Source organism: Hoeflea marina (genome assembly GCF_003182275.1).
Classification (GTDB): Bacteria; Pseudomonadota; Alphaproteobacteria; order Rhizobiales; family Rhizobiaceae; genus Hoeflea; species Hoeflea marina.
This window is the reverse complement of the sequence record NZ_QGTR01000001.1, coordinates 1,136,875-1,148,635: the sequence shown is the minus strand read 5'-3', so window position 1 is coordinate 1,148,635 and position 11,761 is coordinate 1,136,875. Positions and strand designations below refer to the sequence as shown.

General features: G+C 63.7%; 14 protein-coding genes and 2 tRNA genes. 11 read left to right on the top strand and 5 right to left on the bottom strand.

Annotation, left to right across the window (positions count from 1 at the left end):
- Positions 1–223: 223 nt before the first annotated feature.
- Positions 224–583, top strand: coding sequence for a hypothetical protein (locus DFR52_RS05185; RefSeq protein ID WP_110030791.1), 360 nt, complete (start codon positions 224–226; stop codon positions 581–583).
- Between the two features lie 87 nt (positions 584–670).
- Here DFR52_RS05185 and DFR52_RS05180 read toward each other — a convergent pair whose 3' ends face one another.
- Complete coding sequence (locus DFR52_RS05180; protein WP_110030790.1) at positions 671–1,321, bottom strand: metallophosphoesterase; 651 nt, start codon at positions 1,319–1,321, stop codon at positions 671–673.
- Positions 1,322–1,471: 150 nt separating this feature from the next.
- Here DFR52_RS05180 and DFR52_RS05175 point away from each other — a divergent pair, with 150 nt between their 5' ends.
- Positions 1,472–2,863: a DUF6880 family protein gene (locus DFR52_RS05175; RefSeq protein WP_110030789.1), complete on the top strand. Its 1,392-nt coding sequence runs from the start codon at positions 1,472–1,474 to the stop codon at positions 2,861–2,863.
- 35 nt (positions 2,864–2,898) lie between these two features.
- Here DFR52_RS05175 and DFR52_RS24950 read toward each other — a convergent pair whose 3' ends face one another.
- The gene (locus DFR52_RS24950; RefSeq protein WP_280954178.1) at positions 2,899–3,027 is read right to left on the bottom strand and encodes a hypothetical protein; all 129 of its coding nucleotides are present in this window, start codon (positions 3,025–3,027) and stop codon (positions 2,899–2,901) included.
- A gap of 111 nt (positions 3,028–3,138) precedes the next feature.
- Between DFR52_RS24950 and DFR52_RS05170 the strand changes: the two genes are divergently transcribed.
- Both DFR52_RS05170 and DFR52_RS05165 read left to right on the top strand, forming a co-directional pair.
- The gene (locus DFR52_RS05170) at positions 3,139–4,803 is read left to right on the top strand and encodes a hypothetical protein (RefSeq protein ID WP_146215539.1); all 1,665 of its coding nucleotides are present in this window, start codon (positions 3,139–3,141) and stop codon (positions 4,801–4,803) included.
- Positions 4,804–4,816: 13 nt separating this feature from the next.
- On the top strand, positions 4,817–5,443 hold the full coding sequence (locus DFR52_RS05165; protein ID WP_110030787.1) for a hypothetical protein: 627 nt from the start codon (positions 4,817–4,819) through the stop codon (positions 5,441–5,443).
- Positions 5,444–5,496: 53 nt separating this feature from the next.
- On the opposite strand, the gene DFR52_RS05160 is transcribed toward DFR52_RS05165, so the two are convergent.
- The 3 genes from DFR52_RS05160 to DFR52_RS05150 form a co-directional block, all read right to left on the bottom strand.
- Entirely contained in the window at positions 5,497–5,991 is a 495-nt protein-coding gene (locus tag DFR52_RS05160) for a GNAT family N-acetyltransferase (RefSeq protein ID WP_245415192.1), read from the bottom strand.
- A complete protein-coding gene (locus tag DFR52_RS05155; RefSeq protein ID WP_110031143.1) occupies positions 5,988–6,275 on the bottom strand; it encodes a type II toxin-antitoxin system TacA family antitoxin in 288 nt (95 codons plus the stop codon). Before DFR52_RS05155 ends, DFR52_RS05160 begins: the two co-directional genes overlap by 4 nt.
- A gap of 417 nt (positions 6,276–6,692) precedes the next feature.
- Positions 6,693–6,768 (bottom strand) — tRNA-Val (locus tag DFR52_RS05150).
- Between the two features lie 210 nt (positions 6,769–6,978).
- Between DFR52_RS05150 and DFR52_RS05145 the strand changes: the two genes are divergently transcribed.
- The 7 genes from DFR52_RS05145 to DFR52_RS05115 all read left to right on the top strand — a co-directional run bounded on the left by DFR52_RS05145 (position 6,979) and on the right by DFR52_RS05115 (position 11,758).
- Positions 6,979–7,055 (top strand) — tRNA-Asp (locus DFR52_RS05145).
- A 487-nt stretch (positions 7,056–7,542) separates the two neighbouring features.
- Entirely contained in the window at positions 7,543–7,908 is a 366-nt protein-coding gene (locus DFR52_RS05140) for an NADH-quinone oxidoreductase subunit A (RefSeq protein ID WP_110030785.1), read from the top strand.
- On the top strand, positions 7,899–8,474 hold the full coding sequence (locus DFR52_RS05135; protein WP_170132215.1) for a NuoB/complex I 20 kDa subunit family protein: 576 nt from the start codon (positions 7,899–7,901) through the stop codon (positions 8,472–8,474). Before DFR52_RS05140 ends, DFR52_RS05135 begins: the two co-directional genes overlap by 10 nt.
- Before the next feature lie 12 nt (positions 8,475–8,486).
- On the top strand, positions 8,487–9,089 hold the full coding sequence (locus DFR52_RS05130) for an NADH-quinone oxidoreductase subunit C (RefSeq protein WP_110030783.1): 603 nt from the start codon (positions 8,487–8,489) through the stop codon (positions 9,087–9,089).
- A gap of 9 nt (positions 9,090–9,098) precedes the next feature.
- Positions 9,099–10,289 (top strand): NADH-quinone oxidoreductase subunit D, encoded by a 1,191-nt coding sequence (locus DFR52_RS05125; protein WP_110030782.1) that lies wholly within the window; start codon positions 9,099–9,101, stop codon positions 10,287–10,289.
- On the top strand, positions 10,286–10,528 hold the full coding sequence (locus DFR52_RS05120) for a hypothetical protein (RefSeq protein ID WP_110030781.1): 243 nt from the start codon (positions 10,286–10,288) through the stop codon (positions 10,526–10,528). The genes DFR52_RS05125 and DFR52_RS05120 overlap by 4 nt, the downstream gene beginning before the upstream one ends.
- A 27-nt stretch (positions 10,529–10,555) precedes the next feature.
- Positions 10,556–11,758: an NADH-quinone oxidoreductase subunit E gene (locus DFR52_RS05115; protein ID WP_110030780.1), complete on the top strand. Its 1,203-nt coding sequence runs from the start codon at positions 10,556–10,558 to the stop codon at positions 11,756–11,758.
- The last annotated feature ends 3 nt before the right edge of the window (positions 11,759–11,761 follow it).

Genomic DNA, 11,761 nt, shown 5'->3' with positions numbered 1-11,761 from the left:
GGGATGGGTCTTTCAAGCGGTCCATTGCTGTCCATGCCGAGCAGCAGGGAAGGGGGACCTTCCCCCGGCCCGCACCCTGACGGCTGGAGCTTGTGTGAGCATGTCCGGATATAAGCGGCGGAAAGAAATCAGGCGGAGCCTCGCCACGCCGATTGACAGTTTGCCAGGGGCGTTGGATTCTGTCCTGCCCGCCAGCGTGGCCGGCCATACAGGGGAAAACCAAATGAAAAAGCTGATCTGGATCTGCCTGGCGGCAACGCTGGGCCTGGCGGACGCGGCGCGGGCCGACGTTTCCGCGGGAACCTATGCGGTCGAGGGCACCAATCTCGACGGCAGCCGCTACAGCGGCACGGCGACCATCACGCTGAGCTCGGAAACAACCTGCCACATTCGCTGGAGCGTCGGCAGCGAATCCGACGGCATCTGCATGCTCTACGACAATGCCTTTGCGGCCGCCTATGTGTTCAAGACCGGCGGGGTCGGGCTGGTGGTCTACGAGGTGATGGACGACGGCACGCTCGAAGGCGCCTGGACCATCGACGGAGAATCCGGTTCTGGGACGGAGACGCTGACGCCGCAGTGAAAGCCTGACCGGCTCTCATGGCCGGCGCAATGCTCCACGCGGGGCCTCGGGCCTCACGCGAAGACGGGACCTCCGGGCGGACAGGGGTCAACTGCGGAGCGGGGGACCCTGAACGGTCATGAGATCGACCGGCGGGCCGGGGATCGCGTCATCGAAGACGCCGATCACCAGCCGGCCGGTGCGCACGGCGAGGGTGTCGAGATCCGCCCTGCCGGCGAGGATGAGCGGTCCGTCGGGAATCGGCATGTGGCCGTGAACCACATATCCCTCGGGGTGGATGTAGTCGCGGTCGGTCCGCATCCAAAGCAGCGTGCTTTCCGGCTGCGTCGATATCGGCAGCGTGTCGTCGACGCCGGCGTGGACATAGATGCGGTGCCGGTCCCGATGCAGGAGCGGCAGCGCTGCGAGCCAGTCGAGATGCGCCTCGGGCACGCCACCCGGATAGGAGGCCCGGGTTTCCAAGCCGCCATTGGCGAGCCAGGGTTCCATGCTGGCCTGGCCCCTGAGCCCGCCCACCATCATCGCCTCGTGATTGCCCTTGAGGCAGGTCCAGGACCAGCCATTCAGGTCCGGCCCGCGCATCAGCCGCTCGACGATCTGCCGGCTCTCGGGGCCACGGTCGACATAGTCGCCGGTGAAGACCACGCTGCCGGAGGACGCGGCCCTGTGGATCGCCGCGAGGGCTGCCTCCAGCAGATCGAACCGGCCGTGCAGGTCGGAAATGACGAAGGTCTTCATGTCTCTCCCCGGGCTGTGGGTTGCGCGATCATGCCCATGTTCTAGCGGCAGAGGCCCGCGATGCAAGCTGCAGGCATTCTGCAGGCTCGCCGCCGCTTGGCCTCGGGGACGCGCGCCGCTAGTGTCGGCGCGCGTTCACGGCGGGGAATCATGGCGGCCAAGACCACTCTCAATGCGAAGAACCTGGAAACCCTCGGCGCGCCGCGGCTTGCCGAACTGCTCATCGAGATCAGCACCGGCAGCGCCGACAGGAAGCGGCGGCTGCGCATGGAACTGGCCGGCGGCCAGGGCAGCGCCGAAGTTGTCCGCGAAGTGCGCAAGCGGCTCGTCAGCCTCGGACGGGCCCGCGGCCGGATCGGCTGGCGTAAGGTCAGGACCCTGAAGGCCGATCTCGAGATGCAGCGCAAGACCATCGTCGAAACGGTCGCACAGCGCGACCCGTCGGAGGCTTTCGACCTTGTCTGGCAGTTCCTCAGGCTCTCCGACACGATTCTGACGCGGACCGCCGACAGCAACGGCACGCTGATGGCGAGTTTCCGGCAGGCCATCGAGGATGCGTGCGGCATTGCGCTCGCAGCCGGTCTCGACGCCGACTCCCTGACGCCGAGGGTGTTTGCCGCACTGCAGGACAACGATCATGGCCAGTATGACCGGATGATCACGACGATGGCTCCCGCACTCGGCGCCGACGGGCTGACGGCGTTGAAGCTGCTGGTCTGCGAGTGGCTGGAAGAACCACCGGAGAAGCCGGCCTCCGGCGGCCAGGTTTCCGTCCGGGGCAGAAGGCTTGCCGCCCGAACCGCGCTCCAGGAGATTGCCGACGCGCAGGGCGACGTGGATTCCTACATTGCGCACATGCCGGGAGAGCACCGCGGCGCGCCGATGATTGCCACCGACATCGCCGACCGGCTGCTCGCCGCGGGGCGGGCCGACGAGGCTCTGGAGGCGCTGGATCGGGTCGATGTCGGGGGCAGGATATTCGTTCCGATCGAATGGGAACTGGCCAGAGCCAGGACGCTCGAGGCGCTGGAGCGGGCGGACGAGGCGCAAGCATTCCGGTGGGCGCGCTTCGAGCGGTCGCTGAGCGCGGAGCATCTGCGCGCCTATCTCAGGCGGTTGCCGGACTTCGACGACGTGGAGGCGGAAGAGAAGGCATTCGCCCGGGCGCGTGCCTTTCCGGATGTACACGAGGCGCTCGCCTTTTTCCTCAGTTGGCCCGCGCCCGCGGAGGCAGCCAGGCTGGTCGAGGCCCGAAGCGGGAAGCTGGATTGCGATCTCTATCCACTGCTGTCGTCGGCTGCCGAGTCGCTGGGCGCCATCCATCCGCTGGCAGCGACGATCCTGCTGCGCGCGATGATCGACTTCACGCTCGAGCACGCCCGATCGAGCCGCTACCGGCACGCGGCGCGGCATCTGGCGGACTGCGCGGCCCTTGCACCCCATATCGAAGACCACGGCAGCCTCGCACCGCACGACGCCTATGTCGCCGGGCTCAGGCTGCGACACGGCAGGAAGCACGGCTTCTGGAGCCATGTGGCGTAGGGGAGCGGGGGTCGCCGGAAATGCTTCGGGCGGGATCAGCTCAAGGCGCGCAGATCCTTGATCAGCACGAAGAGATGCAAGAGATCGGTCGGGGATTGGATGAAGCCGTAGCGCTTGTAGAAGGAGCGCGCATCCTCGTCCCAACAGTGTGGAACGTCCCACACTCACCGCTTCGGCTAATATCTGCTGTTGTGTCCTCGTTCCGATGCTTTCACACATCTTCCCGTCTATTGAGAAATGTGACATGCTTCGTCCTGACTTTTGCGGGTGCGGCGATGCGGAGATTTTCGGTTCTCGCGGTGTTGATGAGCATAATGCTCGCCGTTTCTGCATTGCCCGCCGATGCGCGCTTCGGTGCGCGGCCGGCTCCCAAACCCAAACCTTCGACGTGCTGTAAGATCAAGCCCGATCCCCTCGCTCCCGGAAAGAGCAGGCTGGATCAGAGGCTACAGGAAATGCTCGACGCGTTGCCGCCTGGGACGAAACTCGGCAACGGGTTGCGCGAAGGGCTCCAGGACATTCCCACCTTCTCGCCGAGGAGCAGAAAGCCCGAGTTACTTTGGGAAAGTCTCAGGATGGACACCCTTGAACAGTCGTTGACGCCGACTGCTCAAAAGCTGGCTCCGCATCTTACCTGGACCCTGGGCTGGGCACTCTCAACTCAAGCGGCGCATTCCAAGATCGTCGCGCCACCGGAGCCACTTGTCCGGCACGAAATAGCTGAAGGCACGATCAACGCCCGAGAGCAGGCGTTTTCGGAATATATGCGCGAACCGCTGCGAAATCTCGGTCTGGACTCTTCTCGATGGAAATTGATGGGCAGTTCGTCAGGTGTCGAGGCCCGCACCAAGCTCGTGCGCAGTCTCGCCGGCGCCGCGCCGACTGGAAAGCCGGAGTTGGTATTTTTTCTAGATCGGAAGGACTTTGCGCAGCCGCTGCGGGAGATGACGAACGCCTGGAAGGGCGAAACGAGAGAACTCCCCCCGCCCGACCTCGTGGAGGCATACGTCAAATCCCTCGCCGGCAAGGCGGTTTATCTCGTCGGGCACATCGAGGGCCCTGCCTTCATAATGAAGCGCAGCGACGGGCAAGTCGAACGGCACGATGTCTCCCACCTTGTCGATCTGGCGATCAAGTACAACGTCAAACTCTTTCCCTTGGGCTGTCGCGGTGTGGAGGCCGGCGCGCCGGTCGGGTTCTCCAGAAACATCACCACCACCGAAGTGGCGGCGTTCCTTGCCGAAGTGCCCATGGATCCGACACGTATGGCCGATCTCCTTAAGCCATTCGAGCTCCTCGGTGATGCTTGGTTCAACGTCGACCTCGTCAACAACTTGATCGAAACTGCCGTCGTCAAGACCGAGGGGCCGACCTTCACGGATGCTGAGGCGCGTTTCAAGTTCTCCTCTGGCGGTCCGGGCGGCCCGCCACCGCCGTCTGGTCCCGGCGGAGGCTCAGGGGACAGCTCTGGCGGCGGCGTTCAGGCCAACGCTCTGGATTCACCCGTGCGTTCCTCCATCGACTGGGCATCGAACATTGCAGCGGAAGACTTCGATGACTGGTTCGACGAGTGGCGCGGAAGGCAACTGCCGTGGTACTGGAAGGGTGGGATCGGTCAGATTGTGCGATACGTGCCGGAAAACCCCTTCCGGTCCGCTGTCATCCTCGCCTTCCTGTTGGGTGGCATTACTCACTCGGCGGCATGGGTAAGCGAGCGTCCGACGATCCTCGGGTCACGCAAAACAGCTTGGATCGCGCGCGCCGGAAGCGTGGTCGCGATGATGTCGGGAGTGAGCCTCGTTCTGTTGATCGCGGCCGGTATCCTTTGGTTTATTGCCTTCTGGGTCATGCTGTTCATCCATATCCCGGTCATTTTCGTGATCGCGGTCGCGCTGGTCGGTTTGCTCTACTTGTTCAAGGATTTTCAGGCGGAAAGCTGAGGGGGGACTACTCATGGGGACGACGAATGCATCCACGGCGAAGATGGTGGAATTTCTGGAGCGCTCGTCTCCAGGAGAGATCAATGCGCTCCGTCAGCGTCACCAGTCCGAGGGCCGGGTGCTGTCATCGGCGCGGGAGCTGGGATCGCTGAATGAAGCTCCCATGGGAAAGATCGCGCCCGCGCAGCGGGCCGCCTACATCGACTTGGTCAGCCAATCCGCCAAAGGTCTCAAGACGCAGGCCGAGGTGCTCATCAATGCGATCCGGCAGCGAATGACGCTGGTCAACCGCACGAAGATGATCGGCGGGGTGATCGCCACGATCTCGGGGGCAATCGGTGCCCTACTCGTCTACTTGCAGGTCGACCAGGCCGGCGTGGCGCTGGCGTCGGCGCTCGTCGCGATGCTCGGCGGCTTGGCGACGCTTTTTGCCGACTACTTTGAGAAAGCGCCCAGCGGCATCAGAATCGCCTCGGCCGAAGAGCACGGCAGGTTCGTCGAGATTCGGGCCTCTCTCGACCGCATCGAGCGACGCATCGCCCGCGACGCGATCATTGTCGTCTCGGATCAGGATCTATTGGAAATGGTCTCGATCATGGACGATTATTCGGATCGGGTCGTCCGGCTGAGCTTCGCCTAACATCGGCATTTGTGGTCGCGGCGTCACTCGATCCGCGCGTCCGCGGCGCCTGGCTAATCCAAGGCGCGGAGATCCTTGATCAGCACAAAGAGGTGCAAGCGATCGGTCGGGGATTGGATGAAGCCGTAGCGCTTGTAGAAGGAGCGCGCATCCTCGTCCTTGGCGTGGACGGTGAGGGCGCGGATGCCGGCAATGTCGGCGGCCTGGAGCGTGCGAAGGATCGCGTCGCGCAGGAGACCTCCGCCCACGCCCTTGCCCTGCCAGTTGAGGGAGACTGCGAGACGGGCGAGCAGCATCACGGGAACAGGATGCCGGGCCATGCCTTTCGTGAGGCGCTCGGCAGCACCGTCATAGGCGACCTCTCCGACGACCAGCGTATAGAAGCCGATCACGTCGTCATCCGACAGGCCGACATAGGTCTGCGAGGCGTTGGCCTGCTGGTTCTGAAATGCATAGCGTTTCAGGAAACGGTTGAGGGGCTCCTGCCCACAGTCGAAAGCGTCGACGGGATGCTTGCGGGACAGCTTTTCGATACGAAAGCGGCTCACCCGGGTTCGCGGCCCGAAAAGATGCCGGGCTCGGAAAGAAGCCGCTTCAACTCGGCCAATTCCCGCGTCGGCGCATCGAGCGCGGCCTGGAAAGCTTCCCATCGCGCCGTGTCGAGATGAAAGCTCTTGCGGTCGGCCAGTGTTTCCTGGGCGCGGCCAAGCGCGCTTTCAAGCACGAAGTCGCTGATTGACCGGCGCTCGGCGGCGGCGGCGGCGGCAAGGGTGCGTTTGGCCTCGGCGGTGAGCCGAAGATCGAGCTTTTCGGAACGGGTCTGTCTGGTCATGGGTCTGCCTCTGAATAGAAGATAGCACCAAATGCCCGACAATGTCATGACGATTTGTGGCGGCGGATACTGTGCCGGCATAGGGAGGCGAGCTCTGGTTGGCAGCGGCCGGGAATTCGGCGCCACTTCCGGCTCTTCCGTGGCAATTTGGCGTTATGGCATCCGGCGCTTCGTCCAGCCGCCTGCAAAGTCCGTCAAGGCGTTCGAGACACATCGAACGCAAGATCGAACAACCGCCTGTTCGTGTCGTTGACGCAGCAAGCAATTCCATTGTTGCTGCAAACGAGAAACCTATCCAAGTCCTGGAAATGCAGAAGGTGGTCGCGCGTGAGAGGAAGGCTCTGCGGGATGTTCCGAGCCGCTCCTATATTCATACCATTCACAGGGTAGGTGGCTTGAAGGGAACAGGAGCGGAAATGGTGGGCGATGACGGACTCGAACCGCCGACATCCTCGGTGTAAACGAGGCGCTCTACCAACTGAGCTAATCGCCCCCAGTTGAGCGGTTGCTTTACGGCCTCGGCGGGATTTGTGCAAGCCAATCCTTGTTCCTCACTGAACGAACGCCGGAGTTTCGGCGGCGTTTGAGGCCGGCTGCAAAGTTTGTGGCATTGGCGAACAATCGTCGCTTGACACCCCGCGGCGAACGTCCTAATCAGCCGCTCACGGAACGGCGGTCACCCACTGTTTCGTCTGAAAAATGCGCGGGTGTAGCTCAGTTGGTTAGAGTGCCGGCCTGTCACGCCGGAGGTCGCGGGTTCGAGTCCCGTCACTCGCGCCATTTTTCAAACGGCAGGCAAGGCCTGCGGCCGGCGCGGCGAAAGCCGCACGAGCCATCCCCCCCAAGACACATTGAAGATCACGGCCTCACAGAACCGCTGCTCATGACGCGGTGAGCGTGGGCTGCATTGCGGCGTCCCGGCGCACCACGTGCGCCGGGACGCCCGCCGGCAACCGCGCACCAAACTTGTGCTTACTGCTCATGTTTTTTTGCTCCGCCGCTGTCCCGACTCACGCGCCGCGACAGCGGATTGAGATGACAAAATTACACAGCCGGCAGCGGACAACCGGCCTCGCCATCGGCGGTGAAGCGGGCTAAGGTCGAACGAATACAGGCGTGGGAATTGAATTGCGGCCGCTGCTCTTGCGCAGCCCCGCTGCCTGCGGTAACCACGCCGCGTTGCAACATGAACAACCGCTGAGGCGGGACGGGCCGGGACGAATTCGTTCGCCAAGGTCTCGCCGGCAGGGTCACGGGAACGGACGTCATGACGGAACTTCTGGGCGCATATGTGCCGATCGCGATCTTCATCGGCCTGGCACTGGTTATCGCCAGCGCCCTGCTGATCGCCCCCTTCGTCGTCGCCTTCAAGGCACCCGATTCGGAAAAGCTCTCCGCCTATGAGTGCGGCTTCAACGCCTTCGACGATGCCCGCATGAAATTCGACATTCGCTTCTATCTCGTGTCGATCCTGTTCATCATTTTCGATCTGGAAGTGGCGTTCCTGTTCCCCTGGGCCGTGTCGTTCAACAATATCGGCTGGATCGGCTTCTGGTCGATGATGATGTTCCTTGCCGTCCTGACTGTCGGCTTTGTCTATGAATGGAAAAAGGGAGCTCTGGAATGGGAGTGACCAACGCACCGGTGATGGCGCCCGCGCCACGGGGGATCATCGATCCCAGCACCGGCAAGCCGGTCGGTGCCGATGACGCGTTCTTCGGGGAGATCAACAACGAACTCGCCGACAAGGGCTTTCTCGTCACCTCGACCGACGAACTGATCACCTGGGCGCGCACCGGCTCGCTGATGTGGATGACGTTCGGACTTGCCTGCTGCGCCGTCGAGATGATGCAGATGTCGATGCCGCGCTACGACGCCGAGCGCTTCGGCTTCGCGCCGCGCGCCAGCCCGCGCCAGTCCGACGTGATGATCGTGGCCGGCACGCTGACAAACAAGATGGCGCCGGCGCTGCGCAAGGTCTACGACCAGATGCCGGAGCCGCGCTACGTCATCTCGATGGGATCGTGCGCAAATGGCGGCGGTTACTACCACTATTCCTATTCGGTGGTGCGCGGCTGCGACCGGGTGGTGCCGGTCGACATCTACGTGCCGGGCTGCCCGCCGACGGCGGAAGCGCTGCTCTACGGCGTGCTTCTGCTGCAGAAGAAGATCCGCCGCACCGGCACGATCGAGCGCTAGGAGAACGGCAGCATGAGCCAGGCACTGACCGAACTGTCCGACTATCTGCGCGATCGCAAGGGCAACCTGATCGAGGACGCCAGGATTTCCCATGGTGAGCTGACGCTGGTGACCACCGGGCCGTCGATGATCGCGCTGATGACCTTCCTGCGCGACGATGCGCAGTGCCAGTTCGTGAGCTACATCGACACCTGCGGCGTCGACTGGCCGGGCAGGGCGGAGCGCTTCGACGTGGTCCATCACCTGCTGTCGCCGCGCCAGAACATGCGCATCCGCGTCAAGCTGTCGACCAGCGAGGACGAGCCGGTGCCGTCGCTGACTTCGGTCTATCCCGGCGCCGACTGGTTCGAACGCGAAGCCTACGACATGTACGGCATCCTGTTCACCGGCCATCCGGACCTGCGCCGCATCCTCACCGACTACGGTTTCGAGGGGCATCCTCTGCGCAAGGACTTTCCGCTCACCGGTTTCGTGGAGGTGCGCTATGACGACGAAGCCAAGCGGGTCATCTACGAGCCGGTCGAGCTGAAGCAGGAATTCCGCAACTTCGATTTCCTCAGTCCCTGGGAGGGCACGGATTATGTGCTGCCGGGCGACGAAAAAGCGAAGGGCTGAGGGCGCATCATGAACGAACACAATGTCCGCAACTTCAACATCAATTTCGGCCCGCAGCATCCGGCCGCACACGGCGTGTTGCGTCTTGTGCTCGAGCTTGACGGCGAACTGGTCGAGCGCGTCGATCCGCATATCGGCCTGCTGCACCGCGGCACCGAGAAGCTGATCGAGGCCAAGACCTATCTGCAGGCGATTCCCTATTTCGACCGGCTCGACTATGTCGCGCCGATGAACCAGGAGCACGCCTTCGCCATTGCGGTGGAGCGGCTGACCGGCACCGAAGTGCCCAAGCGCGGACAGCTGATCCGGGTTCTCTATTCGGAAATCGGCCGGATCCTGTCGCACCTGCTCAATGTCACCACCCAGGCCATGGACGTGGGCGCGCTGACGCCGCCGCTCTGGGGCTTCGAAGAGCGTGAAAAGCTGATGGTGTTCTACGAGCGGGCAAGCGGCGCGCGCATGCACTCGGCCTATGTGCGTCCGGGCGGAGTCCACCAGGACCTGCCGCACCAGCTGGTCGAGGACATCGGCAAGTGGTGCGACCCGTTCCTCAAGACCTGCGACGACATCGACGAGCTGCTGACCGGCAACCGCATCTTCAAGCAGCGCAATGTCGACATCGGCGTCGTCTCGCTCGAGGACGCCTTTGCCTGGGGCTTCTCCGGCGTGATGGTGCGCGGGTCGGGGGCTGCCTGGGACCTGCGCAAGTCGCAGCCCTACGAATGCTACGACGAGATGGATTTCGACATCCCGATCGGCAAGAACGGCGACTGCTACGACCGCTACCTGATCCGCATGCAGGAGATGCGCGAATCGGTGAAGATCATGCGCCAGTGCATCAACCAGCTGCTAGGCAAGGAAAAATCCGGCCCGGTGTCGTCGACCGACACCAAGATCGTGCCGCCTAAGCGCGGCGAGATGAAACGCTCAATGGAAGCGCTGATCCACCACTTCAAGCTCTACACCGAGGGTTTCCACGTGCCCGAGGGCGAGGTCTATGCCGCCGTCGAGGCGCCGAAGGGCGAGTTCGGCGTCTACCTCGTCTCCGACGGCTCCAACAAGCCCTACCGCTGCAAGATCCGGGCTCCGGGCTATGCGCATCTCCAGGCGATGGACTTCATGTGCCGCGGGCACATGCTGGCCGACGTCTCCGCGGTCCTCGGCTCGCTCGACATCGTGTTCGGGGAGGTCGACCGGTGAGACTGCCGCTACTGGCCGCCGGCCTGACGATGTCGATGGCCGGTGCCGCGCTGGCGCAGTCGGCGGTTGGCGGGACCACCAGTACGGCGAGCGTCGCCGATCTGGTGGCGGAGGGTTACGAGATCAAGGCCGCCGTGCCTAACGGCGCGAAGTATGTCGTGTTTTTGCAGAAGGATCGCAAGGCCTATGCCTGCGAGTTCGTGAACCTCACCGCGTCGCGGTGCGGTGAAATCAAGTAGACCGGTACAAAGACCAAAGAGAAGCCCATGTCCGTCCGTCGACTCGCAGATGATCAGGTCCAGCCAGCCAAATTCGCCTTCAACCGCGACTTTGCCGCCCAGGCGAAGGTATGGGTCAGCAAATATCCCAAGGGCCGCGAGCAATCGGCGGTCATTCCGCTGCTCATGCTGGCGCAGGAGCAGGATGGCTGGGTGACCAAGACGGCCATCGAGCATGTCGCCGACATGCTGCGCATGCCTTATATCCGGGCGCTGGAAGTGGCGACCTTCTACACCCAGTTCCAGCTCAAGCCCATCGGCACGCGCGCCCATATCCAGGTCTGCGGCACCACGCCCTGCATGCTGCGCGGCTCGGAGGCACTGATGGATGTGTGCCGGTCGAAGATCCATGCGGAACCGCAGCACCTCAACGAGGCGGGCACGCTGTCCTGGGAAGAGGTCGAATGCCAGGGCGCCTGCGTCAACGCGCCGATGGTGATGATCTTCAAGGATGCCTACGAGGACCTGACGCCGGAGCGGCTGGCCTACATCATCGACCGCTTCGAGGCCGGACGGCCGCAGGACATCGAGCCCGGGCCGCAGATCGACCGGGTGTTCTCGGCGCCGGCGGGCGGGCTGACATCGCTCAAGGAGGAGCCGAAGCCGGCGGCGAAGACAAAGGCCGCAGCCGGGGCGGCGGCCAAGTCGCCCGCGCCGACCCAGGCAGGCAAGCCCAAGCGGGAGGGTGAATCGGAAACACTCGGGACCTCGCGGCCGGTGACACCGACCGACCAGAAGGACGAGGCCAACGCCCAGTCCAAGACCGGAAAGGCAGCCGCTTCCCGATCGGCGGGCGCAAAGGCCCCCGCGGCGGTATCGGATCCGGCCAGGCCTGCCGCCCGCAAGCCGGCGGCTGCAGAGACGGTCGCCTCGGTGGCCGGCCCCGCAACGCCTGCAACGGCCGGGCTGTCCGACAGGAGCCGTCCCGCCGGCATCGACCGCCCTGCGGCACCCGACGACCTGAAGCTGATTTCCGGTGTCGGCCCGAAGCTCGAGGGCACGCTCAATTCGCTCGGCATCTACACCTTCAAGCAGGTGGCCGGCTGGAAGAAAGCCGAGCGCGACTGGGTCGACGGCTATCTCAATTTCAAGGGGCGCATCGACCGCGACGACTGGGTCAGGCAGGCCAAGGCGCTCGCCAAGGGCGGCCCGGAGGAATATTTCAAGGTTTTCGGCAAGAAACCTCGATAGGGA